Origin of the sequence: Veillonella sp. ACP1 (assembly GCF_000286635.1) — a bacterium.
GTDB lineage: Bacteria > Bacillota > Negativicutes > Veillonellales > Veillonellaceae > Veillonella > Veillonella atypica.
In genome coordinates, this window is record NZ_ALKL01000002.1 from 1 (window position 1) to 26,541 (window position 26,541).

Consider the following 26,541-nt stretch of genomic DNA (forward strand, 5'->3'; position numbering starts at 1 on the left):
GATAGCTTATAAATAGAGGCCACCTTTCATCCAGTCTCGATGCCGAGATTGGATCGTATGCGGTATTAGCAGTCGTTTCCAACTGTTGTCCCCCTCTGAAGGGCAGGTTGATTACGCGTTACTCACCCGTTCGCCACTAAGATTGATAGAAGCAAGCTTCCATCGCTCTTCGTTCGACTTGCATGTGTTAAGCACGCCGCCAGCGTTCGTCCTGAGCCAGGATCAAACTCTCCAAGATATCTTGAAGCTATTTGAATAGCTCATTATGTGTTGTCGTTACATTTAAGTAACTTTGAATTATGGTTGGTTTTGACTATGTCAAAACCCGCACTCTGGCATATGTTCAATCATATGATTGATTACCTATCATTGTTCAGTTTTCAAAGATCTGTACATTAGAAGTTTTAACGTTCTAACGACTTTTTAAAGTATATCAGTCATCTCATAAAACGTCAACCACTTTTTTAAGAAGTTTTGTTTTATTTTTGACTACTTGTGTTTCCACAATATACTTACCATCATAACCAAATTCTCTAAAATTAGAGATAGAAAACTCACAAACTTTCGTTTGTGAGTTTTATTTGGTGGCTCATCCGCGACTCGAACGCGGGACACCCTGATTAAAAGTCAGGTGCTCTACCAACTGAGCTAATGAACCATGTTGGCAGGGGTGGCTGGGATCGAACCAGCGCATAACGGAGTCAAAGTCCGTTGCCTTACCACTTGGCGACACCCCTACAATGATTACGATGTGTAGGTTATGGGGTGAGTAGTGGGGATCGAACCCACGCGTAACGGAGCCACAATCCGCCGTGTTAACCGCTTCACCATACCCACCACCTTGTAGGTATCGAAGACACTGTCTTCGTAACAAAGAGAATTATATCTGTTTTAGAAGTTTGTGTCAATAACTTTTTCTAATTTCATTTAACTTTCAGTTTTGAAATTAACAAGCTATATACTTCTAATATAAAACTCTTTCACATCCTAATAAAAAGGAAGTACCACCGTTAAAATGTTTCTTAACGAATGGTGCTTCCCTATTATACATATAAATTATTTATTTGGCAAATAGTTTTTTACAAAATTTGGTAATGCAAACGCAGCCTTTTGAATATCCTTGTTATAGTACTTAGTTTCAAAGTTTTGTTCACGATTTGGTTCCCATGTTAATGGGTCGTATTTTTTAGATCCAACCGTAAAGCAATGCATCCCGGCCGGATAGATTGGAATGTATGCGGTGTACAAACGAGCGATTGGGAAATGATTATTTACATAACCAAACACCTTCTCAACGAGCGGTTGATGAAGCATAGGAGATTCGGTTTGTTGTACAAATAAACCATCTGCTTTTAGAGCTTTCAACGTATTTTTATAAAACTCTTCCGTAAATAATCCTTCACCAGGACCAATTGGATCAGAGCAATCTACAATAATAACGTCATAATAATCTTCAGCCTCTGCCATAAAGCCAATACCGTCACCAATCTTTACTGTTAACTTAGGATTGTTTTCAATCATAGCCTTAGAAATAGTAGGTAGGTATTGTTTTGCCAATTCTACAACTTTACCATCAATCTCAACCATGGTAACTTCTTTAACGCAATCATGGCGTACGCATTCTCTAGCTACACCGCCATCACCGCCACCGATAATCAATACCCGTTCTGGATTTGGATGCAAAAACAATGGTACATGAGCAATCATTTCATGGTAGATAAACTCCTCCCGTTCAGACGTTTGGAATACACCATCTAATGCAAGCATCATGCCATATTCTTTAGACTTAAATACTTCAATTTTTTGAAATTCAGATTCACCAGAATAAAGTACCTCTTCTGCTTCAGCACTGAGACGTAAATGAGGCGTTTGCTCTTCTGTAATCCATTGACTCATAATAACCTCCTATATAGGTAGAGCGATAGCTTTCACCATCGCTCTCATAATACTAATATTATTTCTTAGTTATATAACAGAATCCACCGCCAAGGATGGTATCTTTCAACCAATGAACTAGTGAAAAATCACGGATTTCCCCTTCATCAAAAATACCGCAACGAATATCATCACCATCCATGAACATCTTATAAATAGGCACCCAATGCCATGTATAGAGCGCAGGTTCTTTACCTTTATGACGATTTAAGAACGCTACAGGAACATCCTGTGATAATGCATCGTGAATAAACTGCGCCGCCGCCTCTACTTCTACGCGGGATGCAGAAAAGGGCGACACATTAAGCATGTGTACCTCATAAGGCAAATTCTTATCATCAAACAAACGACTAAGGCCGCGTTCCATCCATTGCGTTTTATAAACGCCACCACCAAATCTTGGTTTTACATAGTTCCACACAACATTCATACGTTCTAATGCTAATGTATGATTCGCCGTAGTAGACACATCTAATAGGCCATCTCGAAATTCAGAATAACTCAATACCTGTGTAGCTGATGTAGGGCCACAACCAGACAAACGTTGCCATTCATCATCAAACCATTCTTGATCATAGCCGTGTGATATAGTCCCATTTACATCGATATCAAGCCACTCCGGATGTTTAACAGATACATCATTCATGAGATTAACCTTCGATTACTTCCACTGTTTCCATGATATCGCCTTGATGGATACCATCAACTACATCCATGCCTTCGATTACTTTACCAAACACAGTATGTACACCATCTAAATGAGGTTGTGGTTCGTATACGATAAAGAATTGGCTACCGCCAGTATTAGGACCACGGTGAGCCATAGACAACGCACCGCGTTCGTGTTTATGAGGATTGCCAATCAATTCGTCTTTAATTGTGTAACCAGGACCGCCTGTACCATTGCCATTAGGGCAACCACCTTGCGCTACGAATCCAGGAATTACACGATGGAATGTCAATCCATTATAGAAACCTTTATTAATAAGGTCGATAAAGTTTTGTACTGTGCCAGGTGCTTCTTTGTCAAATAATTCAATTACAATGTCTCCACCTTTTGCCATATGGATTTTTGCTTGTTTCATTGTTCAGGTACCTCCAAAATTGTACGCAACACATGTGCTGCTAATATAAAACCTGCCACTGGTGGCACAAAACTACATGTTCCTGGGCTCGTTGCTTCGCCGCGGAACTGTGGTTTTGTCGGTTTTTCTGTAGAAAATAAAACTAATTGTTTTTTTATACCCCGTTTCTTAAGTTCCCGGCGCATAACGCGTGCCAACGGGCATGTATGAGACTTATTGACATCTGCAATCATAAGTTTCTCTGGGTAAAAGCGATTACCGCCACCCATACAGGAAATAACGGGGATGCTTTCACGTTGACAAACCTCGATAATATTGAGTTTTGCCGTTACCATATCAATGGCATCGATCACATAATCAACGTTCAAGCTTTGAATAAATCCAGGATATTTCTCCTCAGTATACATAATGTCGTGAGTTTCTATCACTACATCAGGATTAATGGAAAGAGCTCGCGCCTTTGCAACCTCAACCTTACGTTCTCCAATGGTATCGTGTGTCGTAATCATTTGACGATTCAAATTGCTAGGTGCAATGGAATCACCATCAATAATAACGATGCGCCCTACACCAGCACGTACTAGAGCCTCGAGAGCCCCACCGCCGACACCACCAACACCAAAGAGCGCAATAGATGTATCCTTTAATGTTTGGATTTTATCAGGACCAACCAACCACTCCAAACGAGTTAACATATATTCCATTAATATTTACCCGCCGGAATGATTTCTGTCCAATATCCATCAGGATCAGCGATAAAATAAATACCCATGTCGGCATTTTCATAGGCTACAACACCCATCTCTTTATGTTTTTTTAGAGCTGCTTCGTAGTCATCTACATAAAATGCCAAGTGGAATTCATTATCCCCTAAATTATAAGGGCGATCCCAATCGCGCAACCATGTAAGTTCTAATTCATGTGCCGTATATGGACTTTTTAAATATACAAGGGTAAAAGCACCGCTTGGGTCTTCCAAGCGACGAGATTCCTCAAGTAATAAAGCCTCTTTATAGAAGGCTAAACTCTTATCAAGATCCTTAACATTTATATTATTATGAGCAAATGAAAACTTCATAGGACCTCCTTATGTAAATACAGTATGTTTTTGTAGGAATTATCCTCTTTTAATAGTATCACATTTTGTAAATGTATAGCTAGTTAATCACAAATTTTGCCGTACTGCCATCATCACCACGTGTGACCTCTAAATGAGCAGGTATACGAGTTTTCAATTCCGGTACATGAGAAATCATACCGATGAGGCGCCCCGATGATTGTAGTTGTACCAATGTTTCCATAGCGAGCTCCAATGTATCAGGGTCAAGTGTACCAAACCCTTCATCAATGAACATCGTATCCATATGAATACCACCGGCATAACTTTGAATTACGTCGGCAAGACCTAAGGCAAGTGCCATAGAAGCCAAGAATGTTTCTCCCCCAGACAAGGTATTCGCAGGTCTAGATTGTCCTGTGAAAGCATCCATTACGGCCAAATCAAGGCCTTGCTTCCCACGGCCGCCACCGGTATAGTCTGAACGCTCCAAAGAGTAACGGCTACGGCTCATCTTTTGAAGACGTAAATTGGCTGCATAAACAACCTCATCTAAAATGGCCCCCAATACATAACGCTCAAAGGTGACATTTTTAAAACCTTGTTCCCCCCCATTAGCAAGATCATTCAATCGACTTAAGAAGGCTACCTTCTCTCGGGCCTCACCCATAGCCGATTCAATTTCCTCTAGTGAAGCAAGTGTAGTTTCTATATGCTGTGTTTCTTTATCCCAAGCCGCTAAATGGCCCACCAATGTATCACGACGTTCTACCGATGCATCATATACTTCATCCGAAACAGTATCGCTAGGTTTAACCACAGTCTCCGTAGTCTTTAGTGCCGCATCATATACAGCTTGTGCTGTACTAAAGGCCTCTTCCAAGTCATATAACTTAGATTTAAAATCCTCTAACGCATTAAAGTCACTCAATGCTTCTACAAAATCAATTTCACTTAACGATATAGATTGCAATGACTGTATATATTCCCCATGGAGCGAATCTAGATTCTTTTGTTCTTCTTTTACTTGAGCAGATAAGATTTCTAGTCGACCTCGTTTAGCACTTAGCTGCCCTCGAGCCTCCTCTAATTGTTTTGTGGTCACTGTTAACTGCGCATCATACTCTTTAATTTCTGATGCTAAGAATGTCACTTGTTTACGCCACAACTCTATATCCGTAGTAGGCAACGACTCTGATAAGGAATCTATTTTTGCTTGTACAGAACTGATACTAATCTCTAGTTCATGCAATGCTTTAAGCAACTCATTATGTGCAAGTTCTGATTTAGCCAACGTATCCTTAGCGGTGCTTAACCTACGCTCCGCATCAGAAATAGTCTTACCTAGCTGTTCAGATTCACCACGTAACGTTTTGAATCGTTCCATTTGAGATAACAGAACTTGTTGAAGCGATGCAAAGTTTTCCTTAGAAAAACCATCTATAGAGGACTGAAGAATCGAAACTTGTGCGTCCATATGGTTAGATAATTCATGCATCCGCCCCACTAACGCATCCCTTTGACCAACTTCATTCGCTTGTTGTTGTAACGCTTTATCACGAATACCTCGAGCAGCTTCAACCTCATCCTTAGTAGGATATAATTCTGGCTTAGTTGCTAAATGAGGATGTTCTGTAGATCCACATACTGGGCAAGGCTCATCTTCTTTCACGAAAGGAACCAGTTCATACGCGCGCCCTTCTTGCATTAAATGCTCTAGCCGCTCTAAATGTACCTTCGCCTCTTTCACTGTTTTATCAAGAGCTGCTAAGGTCTCATCCTTAATGTCGATTTCTTTTTGAACCTGACTAATTTCTTCTACCAACTCAGAATATCTGTGCACATGATTAAGCTGTTCTTGAATAACAGGAACCTGCTCCAGTAGTGTACTATTCTCTTGAAAGCGTTTACGTAAACCCTCAACATCTACTTCTATCTGTTTGATGAGCTGGCGTTGTATCTCTAGGTCCGCTTCACTTTTTTTACTATCCAATTGTTTTACATTACCACGTAGTGTAGACATCTTTTTTTTCAACAATCCTAACTCATCAAACTTTTCAGACTGTTGTTGGAGTTGAGCCAAAGTAGTCCTCTTAGATTGTATCGTCTCAGCTTGAGATGCTAACGCTTCATGAACCTCTATACAGTTAGTCTCATGTTGAGTAGCAGTGTCCACACTTTTTTCTGCATCGGACAGTGCCCGTTCTAATGTTGTTAAACTAGACTGTTTATCAATATATTGTTGATACAATGCATGAACTGGAGATAAGGAATTGAGGAATTGAACCTTTTCACTCAATTGTGTGCGTTCAGGTTCTTTAGCTTTCACCAAATCTAATCGAGATGTAGCCTGTGCTAGAGATTGTTGCGCTTGATTATATAGGGCCCATTCCTTACGCAAGGCATTAAATTGTTCTACCTCATTAACCGCCCTATCTCGTTCTACTACAAGTACATCACGATGTGGTACTCGATTAGATAATAGTTCACGTACATGTTCGACAGTTAGCACTGGAGTCTCTTCATCGTGAGGAATAGACTGTATCAACGCCGTTTGTTTCATCAAATTTTCTTCAATGCCAGCTTTTTCGTCATCATAAGCTGATTTAAGAGCCTCTTGTAGTTTTCGATATATCTCTGTTCTAAAGAGCGTATGTAGTAATTCCTCCCGTTCATTTGTAGAGGCGACAAGGAGTTTTCTGAATTCCCCTTGTGGCAATAGAACCACTTGTAAAAATTGATCCTTCCGAAAACCTATGATTCGTTGAATCGTATCGCGAATGTCAGCCGCAGAGGTGGCAATAACCTTCCACTCACCAGCTTTCATTTCATAGACAGTGGCACTAGCGTTCTGTTCGCGCATACCTGTGCCGCGTTTTTTGGCTACCATCTGTTTTGGTAATCTTTCAACACGGTATTGAGCATCTCCGATAGCAAAGGAAAAATCTACACGCGTCATCCGCTCAGGTTCCGCAAAATCGCTGCGGATAGCATCGGTTTTCCGCACTTCTCCACTTGGTTCGCCATACAAAGCATATACCATGGCGTCTAATATAGATGTTTTACCTGCCCCCGTGGGACCAGAGATAAGAAACATGGTATGGTCTTGGAGTGCACTAAAGTCCAAGGTAACCGAATCTCGATACGGACCAAAGGCTTCTATTGTTAGTGATATAGGCTTCATCTAGTCCTCCTTGATAATTCGGTCCCACACAGAGTCGATATAGGACTGTTCCGCCTCTGTTAACGGCTCTTTCCACACGGTTTCAGCAAACTGATTAAATAATTCACGCTCGTTTAACTCTTTAAATACGGCATCCCCCATATCTACCACAGGTGTTGCTATGCGCCCTGCCAATTCAATGGTCATACATCGGTGATAGACCTGACGCAACTTCGCCATGCCATCCATGATAGGCATCGTATCTAGGAGGCGTGCCTGCACGTAATCATCCTTATGTTTCGTTTGGAGGGCTGTATTATTTAAAAGGTCCTCAAAATAACCTTCCAAGATGACTACATCCCGCTTCGCCTCTACAGGGATTGTACTAATATCTACCTTCCCGTTTGTATCCATATCAATAATAGTAAAAGATTTCTTCTGCTCATGTTCATCAAAGGAATACTTCAATGGCGATCCGCTATAGCGAATATGGTCTGCCCCCATCCGTTGCGGTCCATGTAAATGTCCAAGAGCTGTATAGTGAAAGTTTTTAAAAACGTGAGGGCTCACCTGTTCACTACCACCTACAGACAATGTTCGTTCCGAACCACCTACTTCGCCACCCATTACAAAGGCGTGACTAATGGCAATGCTACGCATCCGTTTTGGCACTTGTTTATATAGATAATCACTCCAAGCCTGATACATTTGGTCATAATTATGTAAATTAAGTGCGACCGCTTCTTGATCCTTATCATCTACATAGGAAAATAAAGTATCATCAGTCATATCCGTATCAACTGGTTTTGATTCACTGGAGTTCAGTCCCAAAGCGTCACCTATGCGACGAGGTTCGCTAAACGGCATAGGACAAATGGCCACCCTACCATCAGCGCCTTCAAATTCAAAGGGTTGTAATGCATGATGAGGGGAGCCCCAAATATGAATGCCCGATTCACTTAGCATAGACCGTCCCACTTCAAGGCGTTCCGCTCCATCGTGGTTTCCACTCACTACAAATAGAGGAACCTTATAATCCATAGCGAGACGAGTAATGATAGAGTCCCATAATTCAATAGCTTCAATGGGGGGTACCGCCCGATCAAATACATCCCCTGCCAGCAAGATGCCATCGATTTTTTCTTCTTTCAAAATAGTAAAGAACTGATGCTCCAACACATAAGCTTGGTCATCTGTTAAATACTGACCATAAAAAATACGACCTAAATGCCAATCCGCAGTATGTAAAAAACGCATTTCATCCCCCTTTCCAGTTCTCCCTATACCTTATATATTTAGTTTATACCAATTATTATATAACTCAATTTATTTTGCTTGATTATTGATTATCTACGATAGAGCGCAACATAGCAATTTCTTTTGCATAGCCATCTAATTCATTTGGCGTTTCTAAATAGAACGGCAAGCTCGTCAGTTTAGGATGTGTCACAATGCGGGCAATTGCATCGATACCGATATGACCTTCCCCAATTTTTTCATGACGGTCTTTATGTGCCCCCATAGGATTTTTTGAATCATTCAAGTGAATCGCTTTCAAACGGTCGAGCCCAACAATACGATCGAACTCGTCGATGACACCATCTAAATTATTAACGATGTCATAACCACCTTCGTGAATATGGCAAGTATCTACACAAACACCCATGTACTCTTTTAATTTTACACCGTCAATAATACGAGCAATTTCTTCAAAACGAGATCCGATTTCCGTGCCCTTACCAGCCATAACCTCTAAAAGAACCGTTGTTTTCATGCCTGGGAATAAGATTTCATTCAAGCACTCTACGATGTATTCGATGCCTTGGTCAACACCTTGCTTTACATGACTGCCGGGATGAAAGTTATACATCTGGCCTGGTAAATATTCCATGCGTTCTAAGTCTTCTGTCATGGCTTGTTTTGCAAAAGCGCGCAAATCTTCCTTAGCTGCACATGGATTATACGTGTAAGGCGCGTGAGCTAACAAGGTACCAAAGTTATGTTCTTTCATATACGCACTAAGGCTATTCATATCCTCCACATCGAGAGCACGCATGCTACCACCCCTAGGATTGCGCGTAAAGTATTGAAATGTATTGCCCCCAATCTTAGTGGCTTCCTTTCCCATATGTAAATACCCTTTTGATATTGATAAATGTGAACCTATAATAAACATTAAATTTCCTTTCCACTCTATTTTTACTCAAAAACCCCCTGCATGAGTATACGCAGGGGGCGTCTGTTAGTGACTTTCTTTTTTTGCACATTCTGGGCATACGCCTTCGAATGTAATTTGCTGTCCTGTAATTTGATAAGCACTAGCTTTTCCAGCAATATCAGCAATAGCATGTAGATCGACATTCATCATATCTTCTACCTTGTTACAACGAACACAGCGAATATGTGCATGAGCTGTTGTATCCCAATCATAATGTGCGCGTTCATCGCCCACTTCCAATACCTTAACAAGGCCAATTTTTTCAAAAATCTCCATTGTTTTGTATACGGTTGCTAAACTCATGCTTGGATGTGTAGGACGCAAGCTATGATAAATCATCTCTGCTGTTGGGTGATTGTGATGACCACGCAAAGCATCATAAATTGCAATTCGTTGAGGGGTTACCTTAAACCCTTCGCTTCGCAAAATTTGTGCGATATCCATAATAATCTACCTTTCTCCACTTGGAAACATATCGGTACTCTATGGTCCATTTTCAAACAATAATTATTATTTATTGTACCATTCTAGTAGATTTTAAGCAATAAAAAACGTGGATTTATACAATCCACGTTTCTCATAACTCATATTTACTATTAATCTGTATTAAACCAAAGTCACACTGTAATTAGTCTTTAAAATATGGTTTAAATCCTTCACCTTGATGACGTGGTTTACGATCGGCTCTAGGACGGTCGCTACGACGATCATCACGACGACGGCTATCACGGCGGTCACCTTTGCGATCATCACGACTACGGCGCGGACGGTCATCACGACGACGATCACCATCGCGGCGGCGGTCCCCATCTCTACGACGGTCTCCATCACGGCGACGACGATCACCACGACCACCTTCACGGCGACGACGCACGCGTAAAGGTTTTTCTTCTGTAATATTTACAGGTGTTGTATCTGGTTCTTTCGTTAACAATTTAAGTGCTGCCGCAATCAATGTAACGGAATCAGTATCATTCAACAACTCTTCTGCATTCACCTTAAATGGTGCCAACTCTTCTGTATTGCCAGCCATTTCAATTAAGCTTTCAACAGCCAGGCGTTGTTGACCTTCTAGAACTTCGCCCAAAGATGGAGCACGACGTTTTGCAATTTTACGTTTTGTTAAACGTTCAATAGCATGAAGGTGTTCAATTTCACGAGGGATAACAAATGTATAGGCTTCGCCTGCCTTACCTGCACGACCTGTACGACCTACACGGTGCGTATAGCTTTCAGGATCTTGTGGCAAATCATAGTTATATACATGAGATACGCCGGAAATATCAAGGCCACGAGCAGCCACATCAGTAGCTACAAGAATGTCAATTGTACCTTCTCGGAATTGACGAATTACACTATCACGTTTTTGTTGTGATAAATCACCATGGATACCTTCCGCCATATAGCCACGTTTTTTAAGAGCTTCTGTTACTTCATCAACACGACGTTTCGTACGTGTAAAGATGATAGCCAACTCTGGCGCTTGTAAGTCGAACAAACGGCACAACACGTCAAATTTTTGACGGTCTTGTACCTCGATATAGTATTGTTCGATAAGATCCATCGTTACTTGCGTAGGTTTCATACGAATCAACGTTGGCTCTGTAAGGTATGTTTCTGCTAACTCGCGAATCGCCTTAGGCATTGTTGCAGAGAATAGCAATGTTTGGTGATCTTCTGGGATAGCCCCTAAAATTTTGTTGATGTCATCTACAAAGCCCATGTTTAACATTTCATCAGCTTCGTCAAGAACGACAATCTTAACGTCTTCAAATTTAATAGAACCGCGGTCCATATGGTCCATCAATCGGCCTGGTGTGGCAACAATGATTTGCGGATTCTTTTTCAATGCACGGAATTGACGGTTAATATCTTGGCCACCATAGATAGGTAATGCCGTAATATCCGTATACTGAGCCATTTTATTAAGCTCTTCTGCTACTTGAATAGCTAATTCGCGTGTAGGGGACAAAATCACTACTTGAACGTGACGATTACTGCCGTCTACGCGTTCCAATACAGGTAGGCCAAAGGCCGCTGTCTTACCAGTACCTGTTTGAGCTTGACCGATCATATCTTTACCGCTCATGGCAACTGGGATAGCTTCCTGTTGAATTGGCGTAGGCTCTTCAAAGCCCATATCGTTTAACGCACGTAGAACAGGTTCGCTAATCATTAATTGTTCAAATTTTTCTAACATCTAAATGTGTTTCCTCCTATCGCGCACGAATTATGCGCGTTAGAATAGTATATCATATTTCGAGGGTGAAAGCTATTACATCAAACTATTTTCTAATACATATATCCGCTATACTAATCAACTATATGAGTAAACATATAATTTAGGTATAATATAATTAATATAATATACCCCAAAATTCCGCCAATAATAAAGCAATGCCTTTTAAGATATTACAATTTTACTGAACATTCAAGAGCATTATAAAAGGAACATACAATGAAACCACTTACTCTTAAACGATTTGTATTATTACCATTAGTTATATTCTCTCTCATAATGACAACAGGTTGTCATCTTCTCTCCCATTACAGTGAGGATGAGGTACACCAATATATAAATAAGAACTATCCTAATCTGACCTACCACCTAGAGTCACGAAGGGGCAATACATGGCAAATCACCTTTGACAAATATCCACAAATGCCCATTGAAATATCTGAAGTCTTGCACACCTCGGCACCTGTTGTGCCACAAGTTGAGCGAATACTGATAACCAATATCCCGTTAATAACTGCATTCCCATTAATGAAAAACTATCTAACAACAGAAGAATTATCCTATGCTACATACGATACATCTACTTTGTATATTGAAATGCCTATCCCCTATTCAGCCATAGAAAACCATGATGTAACAAATTTCTACAATCGAATGGATCAATTCTGCAAAGAATATGCTGCAACATATCCAGATTTCAAAGAAAAAATATATATTAGAGTCATCATAAAACCGTCTGATGGTTCTGATGCACCGGAAGAGTACAGAAAAATATTCCGCTTATCCCAATATTAATAAAGAAATTATGTTAAGTATAATACTATTGTAATGAATACGCCTTTATAATCGAAGGAGATCCATTGAAATGAAAATACAGCATAAAGCCTTTACAACTATGGTGTTTCTCGCTATACTACTCACCACATCTGGATGCCACCTATTCACACACTATTCTACTGAGGAAGTAAAAGAATATATATCTCAAAACTACCCTCATATGCCTTACACCATAGAAGAACACATTAACCACACCTGGACCGCAACCTTCGACGCCTATCCAAATCTACCTATTTTAATACAGGAAGAAAACGTAAATTACGATGGTGGCGGCATCCCTATTACAGATAAATTCATTTATACAAATATTCCTTTGGTAACCATATACCCTTTATTTCAAAAATATCTCACCGATGAAGAATTAAACTATGTATCTTATAGAAGATACCTTTTCGGAGAAGATGCTTGGAGTTTCAGCCTCACTATTCCATATGATGAGGTCCACAATCATGATATTCAAAACCTCTTTCTTCGCATCAATCAACTTTGTGAGGAATGTAAAAATATGTATCCTCAGTTCAACACAACAATGAATATTCGTGTAGAAGTAAAATCAGCTGATGGTTCACCTACCCTGCCAGAATATTTAAAAATATTTAACGTCAACAAAACTAAATAGTGCTTTAAAAGGATTTTCATAAAACGATTGCTTCTCTTTCATTTAATATACATATACCTGATTATAATAATCAGTATATATATTCATTTTAATTTAGAGAGAGAGAAAATTATGAACGTAATCAATTGGACACATCTATTAACACTCACCTTATCCCCTGAAAAAGGTAGCAATGAACTCAAAAACACGGGCACCCTTAGTGAAGCCCTACCAATGGGTATTATTACGTATCTGGCAATGGCAATATTAACCTATATCTTAGCTTGCATTACAACAAGCATTGTAGGCTATAAATTCTTTACCATTTTTTCATTCACTACCTTATTGGGTCTTATATTTAAAGGACTTTTGAAAGCTATCATCCCTGCTCTACTAGCAAGCTATATCTTTAATTTTTACTGTCAGCGTACATATCCTACAGTAAACGTAAACTTACCAGATACAATTAAACAATTCATGTATGGTGTAAGTGTATATGCTCTACTTGTGTTAGTTCAAAATATCGTGCTCATGCCGTTCATGATAGGCATCTATACTGCCACATTCCCATATGGTCTAGTAAGAACAGTTATATTCATCTTAAATGTTTTAGTTTATGGGTGGACCGCATTTGCTTTATTAAAACTATGTATTGCAGAATACAATATGTCTGTACGCGATACAGCAATAACCTTAGTAGTTAGTATCGTTCCACTCATCGTAATCAACTACATCATAAAAAATGTCTTCTAATGCTATGGAAACAAAATTATAATGAATAACTCGAAAGGGGCTGTAACAGAATGCGGTTTTCCGCATTCTAGTTGCAGCCCCTTTATAATATAAGAAACACAAAAAATTGGGGTTATAGGACAAAATGTATTGATAAAAAACACAAACCTTGATTTTACTGCCCCCAATAAGGTTATAACTTCTTGTGAATGATACTCTAAGACTGTACTAAAATGATGATATAAAAAAGTATAATTTTGATTTCATCACTGACAATATAATTAAGGTGGTAATCATATGTAATACACATATGATATTAACCGTGTATTTACTATAACATCATTATTGGAATAACAATAAAACACCTATGATTAATAAGTTTTATAATCTTATATAGGCTTTAGTTTTGAAGATGCACCCCATATTGTATTACGAGCTGAAAGACATGTATAAATAAGGATGTAATATAATCCTTATCTATGTTAGAGTAATTAATAGTTAAATATGTCTAAATACACAATAGAGGCATGTTTATCCATTTCTAATAAACACACCTCTATTCGATTAGATAAATAACTATTAATATAACTCAGCCAAGAAAATAATAGCAAATACCCACAATACAACGCCATATGTCATATTTGTTTTTACTTTATCAAGACTTACCTTTCCATTCTGTAACAATTTTCCCGTCATACTATAAGGGATCATCGGCCCTGGAACCAATACTGTAATGTAAAACTCTAGGCTTTGAGCTGTATATTCTACACCATTTAATAGATACTTAACATCATATCCATAAATAACTATAAAATTAGGAAGTTCTTTAATAATTCTAGGCTTAACTGACAAAATCTCTACGGAAATACCTTTTCGACGACACCAGAAACGATATGTAATAAAATATGTCCCCCAAATCATAAGAACGATTGCCACTCAAAACTGCCATGGATTAACAAACATTATTTCTCATCCCTTCTAAAGTTGATTTTGATATCCTACGCATTTAACCACGGTTCGATTGACAGATATAAGTGTACCAGCTTCAACACCAATAACATGTAAAGTATAACCACCTACAGCAGCACTCAGCCATTGTTCTAGCGAAGAGTCATAATCTGCTATTTACTTAATCTTTTCTATGAGCAGTTCATTGGTCATTGTAGCTTTATCACCAGAACCATTAAATATCTTTGCAATTAAATGTCCTCCTTGAGCTTCACCTATCATCAATTCTTATAATCCTCCTAAAGAAATCATATCCACCATTTATATAATCACCTATTGATAATTCCTTATCTTTAAAGTATGGCGAAACCGGAAAATAACCCCAAACAACACCTAATCCCCCACATATATTACGGCCACCATCTCCACCTTTATAGGAAAATCCCTCATCATCATATACGATTTCTCTGCAGTATGGATCATCATCGATAATCAATCCAAAAAAGTTTTCCTTTTCTAATGTATACTCTCCATCATTATCCATCCATTCCATATGTTTTAAATTCATAGAGAAATCTATATTATTCCCCCAAGGAAAAATAGTTCTACACCCCTTGCCAGATAAATACTCCCATTCTCTTTGTGTAGGAAGAGAGTATCCATTATCTTTTATGTTTTGTAACAGTTTCTTAAATGTGGTGACTTCATAATATTTGCCACACCAATTGCTATCATCTGTTTTATATAAGCAAACTGTGTTGTGAACCATAACTTCAGAAAGGCCTTTTATCTCCGCTTTTTTAATCATATTTTGCCACTCTTTATTTTGTATAAGTTCCTCATCGGAAATAGGTATCCAACAGGTTTCACTATACGTTTTTTGTACTAAAAGCGGATGTATTATAAATTCACCCTCTTGAGTAAAATTATGCGTAAGATACTTTTCTATGTTGGATATTATTGCCTCATCTGCCAGTGCTTCGCTAATCTTAGTTAAAATATCCTCTTCACTATAAATTTCATCTTCATAACCATCTAAAAATACGTAGGCAAGATCCATTAAGCTTTCTTTATCAAAAATATCTTGCAACTTTTTATTGTCAAAATTAAGACCGAGTCTAACGGTATCCCCAGGAACAAATACAAAATCTATGCCATCATATGAACGATATATTGCCGTATAGGTGGATTTACCAAATGCATCAAATTCATCAAAACATAGTAACTCTAAATTATATATTTTTCCGATTTGACTTAATAATTCTTCCTTATCCTTAATAGATAATAAATCATATTGGGGATTATACAGTTTTTTGAAAGGAATATGATTCATTGTCTCTCCAGTTTCTTCTATAGTACACTCTTATATGACCTTAATTATAACATATGGTATACATCCATATATAAAAGACTGTCCTCAAGCTATGCCAAAAAGGCACCTCCTTCGAGGTGCCTTCTTATCAAATATAAGTAAAAGGAGAAGCTATTAAATTATTAATCTAAATCATAGAAACCAGATGGTTTATCGCTCAAATTTACAATGATATTTTTCATTTGAGTGTAGTGTTCCAAGATAACTTTGTGAGTTTCACGGCCGATACCAGATTGTTTGTAACCACCGAATGGTGCGCCTGCTGGGATGGAGTTATATGTATTAACCCACATACGACCTGTTTCGATAGCTCGAGCTACACGGATAGCACGGTTAAGGTTTTGAGTAAATACGCCACCACCAAGACCGTATAGACTATCATTGGCTTGTTCGATTACTTCGTCTTCGCTATGGAATTTAATCACTACTGCCACCGGACCAAAGATTTCTTCACGAGCTACGCGCATATCATTTGTAGCATCTACGATAAGTGTCGGTCTTACAAAGCAACCTTTGCCAAATTCGCCATCTGTAATACGTTCACCACCAGCTACAACGCGAGCGCCTTCTTCCTTAGCAAGTTCTACATAGCTAAGTACTTTCTTAACTTGTGCTTCGTAAATCAAGGAACCTAGTTGTGTAGATTCATCCCAAGGCAATCCAACTTTTACCTTATCAAATAATGCGGAAAGTTCAGCTACAAATTTATCATAAATTGTATCTTGTACGAAGATACGGGAACCAGCGCAGCACACTTGACCTTGATTGAATAGAATACCGAGCATTGCCCCATCAAGAGCTTGTTTCCAGTTCGCATCGTCAAAGAAGATATTCGCCGATTTACCACCTAATTCCAATGTAGCAGGAATCAAGCGTTCAGATGCCGCTTTATATACATCTAGGCCTACTTCTGTAGAGCCTGTGAAAGCAAGTTTGCTGAAGCCTGGATGATCAAGGATATATTGGCCAGATTTAGAACCTTTACCCGTTACAATGTTTACAACACCTGGAGGTAAGATGTCTTGCAAAATGCTACCTAGTTCTAAGAGACTAAGAGATGTATGACTAGATGGTTTGATAACAACTGTACAACCTGCTGCAAGAGCTGGTGCCAGTTTCCAAGCAGCCATTAGGAACGGGAAGTTCCAAGGTACTACTTGACCTACTACGCCGATTGGTTCACGAATAATAAGGCTCAATGTATTTTCATCAAATACTTGTGCCGAACCTTCTTCTGCGCGAAGCACGCCAGCAAAGTAACGGAAATGATCTGCACCATACGGTATATCTACATTTAATGTTTCACGGATAGGTTTACCATTGTCGTAGGTTTCTACTTGCGCCAAATGTTCTTTATGCGCATCGATCGCATCAGCAATCTTTAATAAATAATCGGCCCGATCGACTTGGGACACATTTTTCCATGTTTTAAAAGCCTCAGTTGCAGCGGCTACAGCGCGATCAACATCATCCTTTGTCGCCTCTGCACAAATAGCAAGTTGCTCGCCATTGGCAGGGTTATATACATTAAATTCAGCACCATCAGATGCAGGTACCCATTCATTATTGATTAATAGGCCATATCTTTCGTTAATATGTAAACTCATAGTACTTCCTCCTTTAATGGATAATGACTATTAATTATCTTCTATGGGTTCATCATACACCTAATATCTAAATACTTCAATCTGTTTTATTGTTTTCGATATAGCGATTTTATTACATTCTCAATAGCCTTATTCTATACCAAAATCGATAGGTATATAACTTTTTTCGATAAGTGTAGTTGTAAAAAAGGAGTCCTCTATTACCTAAAGGACTCCTTTTAATCATGTTCAATTTTGACATGTATAATTTTTTACGAATTCCCCTAATAAAATTAGGCCTTTTTCTTGTCTTTATTTCTCAATGACTTGACGGATAATCCGATACGATTTCGCTTTACATCTACAGAGATAATCTCGGCTTCAATAATATCGCCTACAGCAAGTACATCAGAAGGATGTTGTTTCGCCGTACATAGTTCGCTACGATGTAATAAACCATTCGTTTTTAAACCAAAATCAATAAAGGCACCAAAGTCCACCACATTGTGAACAGTTCCTTTTACAACGGTGCCGACCTTGATATCTTCAAGACTAACCACATGCTTACGTGTAAGCGGTGCTGGTAGATCCTCACGAGGGTCACGACCCGGCTTAGCGAGAGCAGCGATAATATCTCGTACCGTTGGAATGCCTGCATCAAGCTTATGAGCCATCTTATCTACATCAACCAATGGCAATTTCACTTGTAATGCTTCTAATTGGGATTTATCTTGCAAATCCTTCAATGTAAAGCCAAGCTCGCCAATGATGCGTTCCGCCAATTCATAAGACTCAGGGTGAACAGATGTATTATCCAACGGATTGTTAGCCCCGTTTAATCGTAAGAAGCCCGCACATTGCGTAAACGCTGCAGGACCTAAACGAGGTACCTTTAACAATTGTTTACGGCTCGTAAAGCCACCATTATCTTGGCGGAAGGCCACAATATTCTTGGCTACAGTACTAGAAATACCTGCAATATGTTGCAAAATAGCTGGTGATGCGGTGTTAAGCTCTACCCCAACATGGTTAACTACGGATTCAACAACTTGATCCAATGTATGAGACAATTGCTTTTGGTTAACATCATGTTGGTATTGACCAACGCCGATAGATTTAGGGTCAATTTTGACGGATTCTGCTAACGGATCTTGTACACGACGAGCAATAGATACGGCGCCACGAATCGTTACATCTAAATCTGGCAATTCATCAATAGCCAATTTTGATGCGGAATACACAGATGCACCCGCTTCATTAGTAATGATGTAATGGCAATCTAGCTTTTCTTCTTCAATCATCTTAGACGCAAATTGTTCCGTTTCATACGAAGCAGTACCATTACCGATGGACAATAAGGTAACCTTAAATTTACGGATTTTTTCAGCTAGCTTCTTTTGTGCTTCTTGTTTTAGCTTTTCACTATTCGTTAAATAGTAAGCACCATAATCAAGTACATTGCCTTGTGCATCGATAATAGCCATCTTACAACCTGTACGATAGCCCGGATCAAGGCCCATAATGACATGACCTGCCAATGGTGGTTGTAATAAGAGATTTTTAAGATTTACACCAAACACCTTAATCGCTTGTTCATCTGCAGATTCGGTTAATTCATTGCGAATATCCCGTTCAAGGGCAGGGAACATCAAGCGTTTGTACGCATCTGCGACGGCGCTAGCTTTCACATCGCTAAAAATGGATTGTTCACTTTTAGTGATGCCACGCACCATGTATTGAATATAGGATTCATCGGGTACGGTTAACGCTAATTTAAGGGCCCCTAATTTTTCGCCTCGATTAACCGCTAAGATACGATGGGACGGCATCTGACGAACTGGTTCAGCATACTCATTATATTGAAGGAATTGGTCCTTGTGCTCGTTATCTTCTACGAGCTCCGCCTGGATAAAACCTTCCTTCCACATACGCTTGCGAAGGGTAGCACGGAAATCAGCACTATCACTGACGATTTCTGCAACGATGTCCGATGCACCTTGAATGGCATCTTCTGGCGTAGGCACCTCTTCAGAAACATATTCCTTTGCGATATCTAGAGGATTGCCTGATGTGACCGTATCGTTCAAAATCATATCCGCTAATGGTTCAAGTCCGCGTTCACGGGCAATCATGGCCCGTGTCCGTTTCTTAGGTCGATATGGTAAATACAAATCCTCTAATTCTTGTAATTTTACGGCTTTCATCAAGGATGCCATCAATTCATCGGTCATCTTTTCTTGGTCCGTAATGGCATTAATGATTTCTTGACGCCGTGCTTCTAAATTGCGCAAATATTTAATGCGTTCTTCGATAGTTCGCAGTTGTTCATCTTGTAATTCACCTGTTACTTCTTTTCTGTAACGAGCGATGAATGGCACCGTGTTACCTTCGTCTAAGAGCGTAACTGCTGATTCTACTTGACCAGGCTTAACACCCAATTCCTTTGCAATAATGGCAAACATTGATTCCATTAGTTATGTCCTTTTCTTTCATATGTTACAAATCGATGAGGATATGTATTTTTATCATCTACCGTCCCCTCTACAACGGAGGTAATTGTGAAAGCTGACGCATCAAATTCAGGGAAATGAGCATCCCCTTCAAATTCATGGTCAACCTCCGTAATATGCATTACATCTACATACGGTAAAAAGGCTTCGTAGATTTGTGCGCCCCCGATAACATAGGCTACATCTATCTCTTTAGCAGCCTTTACAACAGCCTCGGGTGAAGAAAATACACGTACCCCTTCCGGTGCATTAAAGCCTTTATTTTTTGTAATCACCCAATGTTCCCGATTAGGTAATAAAAAGGGCAAGCTTTCAAAGGTCTTACGCCCCATAATAATAACGTGGCCTGTCGTTTTTTCCTTGAAAAATTTCAAATCATTGGGCAAATGCCAAATCAGAGAATTATCTTTGCCGATAACGCGATGATGCGCCACCGCTACGATAAGTGCTAACATAGTATCCCCCTATACGGCTACGGTCATAGCCAATTTACCTAAATGTTCATACCCTTCTAACACGATATCATCCGGTGAGAATTCATAAAAATCGGTGATATCTGAATTTACACGAATTTTGGGCGCACGCAACGCTTGATCTCGACGAGATAATTGCTCGCGCAATGCATCCACATGATTTTCGTAAATATGTGCATTATTAATAACATGGGTAAACTTACCAGGCTTCAAGCCAGTCACTTGGGCAATCATACATAAGAGGGCTGCATATTGAGCCGTATTAAATGGAACCCCAAGCCCCATATCGCCACTGCGTTGGATGAGCATGCAGTTTAAATAGCCATTACCTACATCCCACAATGTTTCATACGCACAAGGTTGCAAAGCCATATCAGGCAAATCCTCAATATTCCATAAGGTAACAATCATGCGGCGACTGTCTGGATCTTCTTTTATGGTTTTGATGAGATTATCTAATTGTTTATATTTAGCAATTTGATAACCATAGGCCTTACCAATAGTCCCATCTTCGCGCATCCATTCATCCCATACATGGACATTCATATCTTGTAATTTACGCACATCATTGGACTGCATTTGCCAAATCCATAACAATTCTTTCACAGCTGTTTTGAAAGCCACAAATTTTGTAGTTAAAATCGGAAATTCCTCTTGTAAATCAAACTGCATGATTTGTTGTGGCAATTTATATGTGGCTATGCCTGTTCTATTTTGACCATATATACCATGATCTAATATATTTTCAATAATATTGAGATATTGTGTATCTGCTAAGCTCATAGTTCCCCCTAATTATATTTGAAATCACTCAATATAGCGTTATAGAAACGCCAATTTGTTACCCCTTATATTGTGAAATGGCCTCTAAAAATGAAAGTCCATATTTCTTTAATTTTGCTTCCCCTACGCCCTTTATATTGCCAAATTCACCTAATGTTTTAGGCCGTATATTGGCTAAATCGATAAGCACCGTGTCAGGGAATATAATATACGGCGGCACACTAAGTTGCGATGCCAGTTGTTTGCGATGTTGACGTAAATGTTCAAATAGCCCACCAGAACCAGAACGGGGTACTTCGGAGCGAGAGATAGAGGCTGATTTTTTCGTTTTACGAGATGGCACGATGACCTCTTGCCTAATTTCTTCTACCTCTTTATGCCCTGCTAGTACCTCTTCTGCACCGGCGGTGACGGATAAGACCGGATATTTCCCCATAGAACTCCGCAAGTATCCAGAGGCCACAAATTGTTGTATGAGGCCCTTAATCTCCTTATCTCCTACATCCGATAAATACCCAAATACGGATAATGCATCAAGACCTGCTCGCGTAATGCGGTCAGTCCGTTCTCCGCGCACGATGGAGGAAATCATAGAGGCACCATACCGCTCCTCGGTGGCGATAATGGCACGGAATATGGCCTTTGCCTCTTTCGTGACATTAACACGTTCCCCTTTTGTATTACAGGAACTACAGTTACTGCATTCGAGCCACGGAACGATGTCACCAAAATAGGCGAGCATATATTTTCTTAGGCAAGTACTACAGAAACAGTAATCAATCATGGACTGCAGTTTTCTAAGTTCTACCTGCTCACGTTGTGGTTCTAAATGACCTTGTTCAATCAAATACTTATGAACGCGCACATCTTGCCCACTATAGAGCAGAATACATTCTGCCGGTGCGCCGTCGCGTCCAGCACGGCCCGCCTCTTGATAGTAGGACTCCATATTACGCGGCATTTGGTAATGCAACACATACCGCACATTGCTCTTGTCAATACCCATGCCAAATGCGTTGGTAGCTACCATAACTTGTAATTGGTCGAAGGCGTATTTATTTTGCATATCTTTGCGCATCTCATCGGATAATCCGGCATGGTAATATCCAGTTTGGATTCCGGCCCGTGTCAAATTATCGTAGACTCGTTCTACATCCTTGCGCGTAGAGCAATAGATGATACCATTTTCATGACTATGACGCCGCACATAATCGACTACATAATCCATGCGCTTTGGTGTGCGCACGACGGAAAACGATAAATTCGGCCTATCAAATCCCGTAACATACACATTCGCATGATCGAGACCTAATAATGTTTTAATATCATTTTCTACTGCCTTCGTAGCCGTCGCTGTGAAAGCCCCCACTACGGGACGCTTAGGCAAACTAGCTAACCAATCACCTATCAATCGATAGGATGGTCTAAAATCATGACCCCACTGTGAAATACAGTGCGCTTCATCAACAATGACTTGAGAGATAGGCATAGAGCGTAACACATTGCAGAAAAAATTAGAACCTAATCGCTCTGGTGCAATATATAATAATTTAATATTCCCACTACGTACATCGTACATGGTCTTATTAAATTCTGTTTGCGTTAATGTACTATTGATTAAGGCAGCCGGTATATTTTGATCCACCAAGCCATCAACCTGGTCTTTCATCAAAGATATTAAGGGCGAGAATACGACGGTAAGCCCCGATTTACAAAGAGCTGGAATTTGAAAGCATATCGATTTACCTGCCCCAGTAGGCATGATGGCCACTACATCCTCGTTCTTTAACAAAGACTCTACAGGAGCCTCCTGAGCGGACCGAAAGGATGTATACCCAAAGTAGGTTTGCAGTAGTTGTAACGCTCTATCACGAGAATTAATAGCCTCCATCGGTATACCTCCTTTCCTATGTGTACAAAATTAACAATGTTATATGCCATATCAAAATGAAATATCGTGTCTATTTATTGTATCATTTTTTGAGGTATTTTTTGAATTATTTTCATATAATACTGTTTAGTAATTTTAACAATATCATCAATATTTACTAATAAATTATATGATTTACATATCCTATAGAATGGCAATTTATGATACAATAATTAGTATATATTTTAACGTGGTGAACAACCCTAAGGAGGTTTTATATAGGCATGACACACAACAACATAATGATCATAATCGCCTTTGCCTTGTATTTAGGACTGATGATGTACATCGGGGTCTACTATTATCGCAAATCGAACAGTATTGGTGACTATATATTGGGAGGTAGACAGCTAGGACCGTGGATTACGGCACTCAGTGCCGAAGCCTCCGACATGAGCGGTTGGATGCTTATGGGGGTACCGGGTCTGGCCTATACTACGGGTATTTCCGGTGTATGGATTGCCGTAGGACTTACCTTGGGCACCTGGGCCAACTGGCGATTCGTATCCCGTAGATTGCGTAACCATACGGAGGTAGCTAGCGACAGCTTAACATTGCCGGATTATTTAAAAAATCGGTTCCATGATCAATCCCATTCGGTAGCTGTTATTTCCGCATTGTTTATATTAATCTTCTTCCTCATCTACACATCCTCTGGATTTGTGGCAGGAGGCAAATTATTCAATACTATCTTCGGTTTAGACTATACGGTATCTCTATTTATTACGGCGGGCATTGTAGTATTTTATACCTTCCTCGGAGGTTTCCTCGCCGTATCTTGGACGGACTGTATTCAAGGGGCGTTGATGTTCTTCGCCATCTTGGCTGTACCTATTACGGCAGCCATGTACTTAGGTGGTCCTATTGATACGATGCAACTCATCCAAAGTGAATTTCCTCAAGGATTAAACCTCTGGGGTGATACGAGTGATATGTTTGCTCTTGTCATCGGCATCATCTCTTCCCTTGGTTGGGGGCTTGGCTACTTCGGTCAGCCACATATCCTAGTTCGCTTCATGGCGATTTCCGATGCAAAGGAACTAAAAAAATCCACAAATATTGCTATGGTTTGGGTTATCCTTTCCTTATTAGCAGCTATTTTCGTAGGCCTCATCGGTCATGTATATATGTTACCAGAAAAATTAGTTGGTACAGATGCAGAGACGATATTCCTCGTTATGACGGAACGTTTATTTACGCCATTTATGGCTGGCCTTATCTGGTCTGCTGTGCTTGCAGCTATCATGAGTACTGCATCCGCTCAACTATTAGTAACAGCCTCTGCTATTGCTAATGATTTTTACGCTAATATCATTCACAAAACAGCAACCGACAAAGAACTCGTGCTTGTAAGCCGTATTGTTGTATTGTTGGTAGCGGCTATATCCATTTTCTTAGCATTAAATCCAGATAGCCTCATCCTTACGATGGTTGCTTACGCATGGGCTGGCTTTGGTGCCTCTTTTGGTCCTGCTATCATCTTCTCCCTATTCTGGAAACGCATGACGCGCCGTGGTTGTATTGCGGGTATCGTCGTAGGTGGTCTTACAGTTCTAATTTGGAAACAATTTGCCTTCTTTGGACTTTATGAAATCGTACCAGGATTTATCTTCTCATCTATTGCGATTTATATTGTCAGCATTTTTGATAAATTACCACCACGTCCAGTATTAAAAGATTATAAAGAAGCAGAAAAATTGCATATTCTCTAAAAACGCATAAAAGGAGCTATTGATTTCTCAATAGCTCCTTTTTCGTAATAAAGGGCTGTTATACTTACAGCCCTTCTTCTTATACATATTGTGATAATCCATCACGAATAGCTTCACGCACATCGAACACTAATGATGCTGGCGATAATACTTTCACACTTTGCATATATTGTAGTGCCCAATATTTGAAAGCCTCCCGATTAACATGAACACGACACTCCACCTTTTGAGGCGTCTCGTTTAAAAATGTTACATTTCCATCAAACCAATCGAGAATTTGGTTAACGATACTGCGTTTTGCTTCAAACACTACCGTTACTGATTCACCACCAAACATATAGATATGTTCCTTCATGTATCTATCTACATCAAAGGTATTTTGATTGTGATAGCCTTGGATTTCCCGCAATGGCTTACGGCGAATATCCAATAACTTAATGTTGCCAATTCGATCTACACGTAGTGTAGACATATCATCATGGTTATCGTGGTTACCTACCAAGTAGTAGAGTCCTCGACTAGATACTAATTGGTAGGGGTTAAAAATATAATTTCGCTCATTACCTGCATAATCAAGATTAGGATATAATTTATTATCTGTACTAGGCTGATAATAGACTAACGAAATTTTTCTCCCTTCCGTCACCGCTTTTTCAATGAGATCAATATTTAGGAATAGATCCTGACTTCTCACAAGAGAATCAGGTGTACTCTTAATTTGTTTTCCATGGGATTTAAAATAACGACCTCCCAAGGCAGATACCTTATCAATCAAGTCTTTACGCTGATTTACACTAATATGACGTGATGCTAATAGACCATCGATTAACAAATGTAACTCAGCCTCTTCAAAGGGATGAATCATATAAAAATTGGTACGACGAATCGAACCATCTGTACCTAGTGCAGATTCTTCACATTCAATATTAAAATTACCAGATTCATATAAATCATTTAGATGACGCCCTAAGGTTTTACGATCTACCGTCAATTCATATTTCTTTGCTAAGATGCTACGAATTTCCTCTTGAGATAATGTATGATTTGCATCTGTTTCATCTCGTAGGATTTCTAGTATATATACTAGTACTGCCTTTTTAGATGCCATGGAAAAACTCCTTTTACAATATACTTATACTAACTAACAACAAAATATGGCCTACTATGACCATATTTTTACATGTACACAAAATCACTCATACAAAGTATATCATAAAAGTCATGTTTACTTCATGTGTTTTTCATGCATTTCTTCATCTTTCCTATATCTTTTATGCAACTTAACATAACAAAATGTAATATTTATAAAATAAAAAGAAAATATTGAACATAAAAATAAAGGCTAATTCTATATATCGAGAAT

General features: G+C 39.3%; 23 protein-coding genes, 3 tRNA genes and 1 rRNA gene. 4 read left to right on the plus strand and 23 right to left on the minus strand.

Annotated elements, in window-relative coordinates:
- The 14 genes from HMPREF1151_RS01025 to HMPREF1151_RS01090 form a co-directional block, all read right to left on the minus strand.
- Positions 1-238 (minus strand): 16S ribosomal RNA (locus tag HMPREF1151_RS01025); the annotation flags it as partial.
- A gap of 344 nt (positions 239-582) precedes the next feature.
- Positions 583-658 (minus strand) — tRNA-Lys (locus HMPREF1151_RS01030).
- Positions 659-662: 4 nt separating this feature from the next.
- Positions 663-737 (minus strand) — tRNA-Gln (locus HMPREF1151_RS01035).
- Positions 738-761: 24 nt separating this feature from the next.
- Positions 762-837: transfer RNA gene (locus tag HMPREF1151_RS01040), tRNA-His, on the minus strand.
- 219 nt (positions 838-1,056) lie between these two features.
- Positions 1,057-1,896 (minus strand): polyamine aminopropyltransferase, encoded by an 840-nt coding sequence (gene speE / locus HMPREF1151_RS01045; RefSeq protein WP_009660782.1) that lies wholly within the window; start codon positions 1,894-1,896, stop codon positions 1,057-1,059.
- 58 nt (positions 1,897-1,954) lie between these two features.
- Complete coding sequence (locus HMPREF1151_RS01050; protein ID WP_005380325.1) at positions 1,955-2,581, minus strand: hypothetical protein; 627 nt, start codon at positions 2,579-2,581, stop codon at positions 1,955-1,957.
- Between the two features lie 4 nt (positions 2,582-2,585).
- Entirely contained in the window at positions 2,586-3,020 is a 435-nt protein-coding gene (locus HMPREF1151_RS01055; protein WP_005378394.1) for a peptidylprolyl isomerase, read from the minus strand.
- Positions 3,017-3,724: a ThiF family adenylyltransferase gene (locus HMPREF1151_RS01060; protein ID WP_009660771.1), complete on the minus strand. Its 708-nt coding sequence runs from the start codon at positions 3,722-3,724 to the stop codon at positions 3,017-3,019. The genes HMPREF1151_RS01055 and HMPREF1151_RS01060 overlap by 4 nt, the downstream gene beginning before the upstream one ends.
- The gene (locus tag HMPREF1151_RS01065) at positions 3,724-4,098 is read right to left on the minus strand and encodes a VOC family protein (protein ID WP_004695332.1); all 375 of its coding nucleotides are present in this window, start codon (positions 4,096-4,098) and stop codon (positions 3,724-3,726) included. The genes HMPREF1151_RS01060 and HMPREF1151_RS01065 overlap by 1 nt, the downstream gene beginning before the upstream one ends.
- Before the next feature lie 79 nt (positions 4,099-4,177).
- Positions 4,178-7,261: an AAA family ATPase gene (locus HMPREF1151_RS01070; protein WP_009660752.1), complete on the minus strand. Its 3,084-nt coding sequence runs from the start codon at positions 7,259-7,261 to the stop codon at positions 4,178-4,180.
- On the minus strand, positions 7,262-8,497 hold the full coding sequence (locus tag HMPREF1151_RS01075) for an exonuclease SbcCD subunit D (RefSeq protein WP_009660786.1): 1,236 nt from the start codon (positions 8,495-8,497) through the stop codon (positions 7,262-7,264).
- Between the two features lie 82 nt (positions 8,498-8,579).
- Positions 8,580-9,416 carry a deoxyribonuclease IV gene (locus HMPREF1151_RS01080; RefSeq protein ID WP_005379311.1) on the minus strand — a complete coding sequence of 279 codons (837 nt, stop codon included), beginning with the start codon at positions 9,414-9,416 and terminating at the stop codon, positions 8,580-8,582.
- Between the two features lie 66 nt (positions 9,417-9,482).
- On the minus strand, positions 9,483-9,902 hold the full coding sequence (locus HMPREF1151_RS01085) for a Fur family transcriptional regulator (protein ID WP_005379327.1): 420 nt from the start codon (positions 9,900-9,902) through the stop codon (positions 9,483-9,485).
- A 184-nt stretch (positions 9,903-10,086) separates the two neighbouring features.
- Complete coding sequence (locus HMPREF1151_RS01090) at positions 10,087-11,658, minus strand: DEAD/DEAH box helicase (protein ID WP_009660776.1); 1,572 nt, start codon at positions 11,656-11,658, stop codon at positions 10,087-10,089.
- 258 nt (positions 11,659-11,916) lie between these two features.
- Here HMPREF1151_RS01090 and HMPREF1151_RS09955 point away from each other — a divergent pair, with 258 nt between their 5' ends.
- The 3 genes from HMPREF1151_RS09955 to HMPREF1151_RS01105 all read left to right on the plus strand — a co-directional run bounded on the left by HMPREF1151_RS09955 (position 11,917) and on the right by HMPREF1151_RS01105 (position 13,885).
- Positions 11,917-12,492: a hypothetical protein gene (locus HMPREF1151_RS09955; RefSeq protein WP_009660760.1), complete on the plus strand. Its 576-nt coding sequence runs from the start codon at positions 11,917-11,919 to the stop codon at positions 12,490-12,492.
- Between the two features lie 70 nt (positions 12,493-12,562).
- A complete protein-coding gene (locus HMPREF1151_RS01100) occupies positions 12,563-13,153 on the plus strand; it encodes a hypothetical protein (protein ID WP_009660769.1) in 591 nt (196 codons plus the stop codon).
- Positions 13,154-13,264: 111 nt separating this feature from the next.
- The gene (locus HMPREF1151_RS01105; RefSeq protein ID WP_009660784.1) at positions 13,265-13,885 is read left to right on the plus strand and encodes a hypothetical protein; all 621 of its coding nucleotides are present in this window, start codon (positions 13,265-13,267) and stop codon (positions 13,883-13,885) included.
- Positions 13,886-14,443: 558 nt separating this feature from the next.
- Here the strand turns inward: HMPREF1151_RS01105 and HMPREF1151_RS01110 are convergent.
- From HMPREF1151_RS01110 to recQ, 8 genes are all read right to left on the minus strand, one after another.
- Positions 14,444-14,785, minus strand: a complete 342-nt coding sequence (locus tag HMPREF1151_RS01110) for a hypothetical protein (protein ID WP_009660764.1) — start codon at positions 14,783-14,785, stop codon at positions 14,444-14,446.
- Between the two features lie 204 nt (positions 14,786-14,989).
- Positions 14,990-15,097: a DNA/RNA non-specific endonuclease gene (locus HMPREF1151_RS09875; protein WP_232197996.1), complete on the minus strand. Its 108-nt coding sequence runs from the start codon at positions 15,095-15,097 to the stop codon at positions 14,990-14,992.
- Positions 15,084-16,145: a hypothetical protein gene (locus HMPREF1151_RS01115; RefSeq protein ID WP_009660772.1), complete on the minus strand. Its 1,062-nt coding sequence runs from the start codon at positions 16,143-16,145 to the stop codon at positions 15,084-15,086. The genes HMPREF1151_RS09875 and HMPREF1151_RS01115 overlap by 14 nt, the downstream gene beginning before the upstream one ends.
- Positions 16,146-16,306: 161 nt before the next feature.
- Positions 16,307-17,791: an aldehyde dehydrogenase family protein gene (locus tag HMPREF1151_RS01120; RefSeq protein WP_009660781.1), complete on the minus strand. Its 1,485-nt coding sequence runs from the start codon at positions 17,789-17,791 to the stop codon at positions 16,307-16,309.
- Positions 17,792-18,063: 272 nt separating this feature from the next.
- Positions 18,064-20,241, minus strand: coding sequence for a Tex family protein (locus HMPREF1151_RS01125; protein WP_009660753.1), 2,178 nt, complete (start codon positions 20,239-20,241; stop codon positions 18,064-18,066).
- Complete coding sequence (locus HMPREF1151_RS01130; RefSeq protein ID WP_009660751.1) at positions 20,241-20,735, minus strand: dihydrofolate reductase; 495 nt, start codon at positions 20,733-20,735, stop codon at positions 20,241-20,243. Before HMPREF1151_RS01130 ends, HMPREF1151_RS01125 begins: the two co-directional genes overlap by 1 nt.
- 9 nt (positions 20,736-20,744) lie before the next feature.
- Complete coding sequence (locus tag HMPREF1151_RS01135; RefSeq protein WP_005379338.1) at positions 20,745-21,536, minus strand: thymidylate synthase; 792 nt, start codon at positions 21,534-21,536, stop codon at positions 20,745-20,747.
- A gap of 58 nt (positions 21,537-21,594) precedes the next feature.
- Positions 21,595-23,427, minus strand: coding sequence for a DNA helicase RecQ (gene recQ / locus HMPREF1151_RS01140; RefSeq protein ID WP_009660767.1), 1,833 nt, complete (start codon positions 23,425-23,427; stop codon positions 21,595-21,597).
- Positions 23,428-23,690: 263 nt separating this feature from the next.
- Between recQ and putP the strand changes: the two genes are divergently transcribed.
- Complete coding sequence (gene putP / locus HMPREF1151_RS01145) at positions 23,691-25,178, plus strand: sodium/proline symporter PutP (protein ID WP_005379325.1); 1,488 nt, start codon at positions 23,691-23,693, stop codon at positions 25,176-25,178.
- A gap of 79 nt (positions 25,179-25,257) precedes the next feature.
- On the opposite strand, the gene HMPREF1151_RS01150 is transcribed toward putP, so the two are convergent.
- Entirely contained in the window at positions 25,258-26,286 is a 1,029-nt protein-coding gene (locus tag HMPREF1151_RS01150; protein WP_005378417.1) for a YafY family protein, read from the minus strand.
- Positions 26,287-26,541 lie beyond the last annotated feature (255 nt).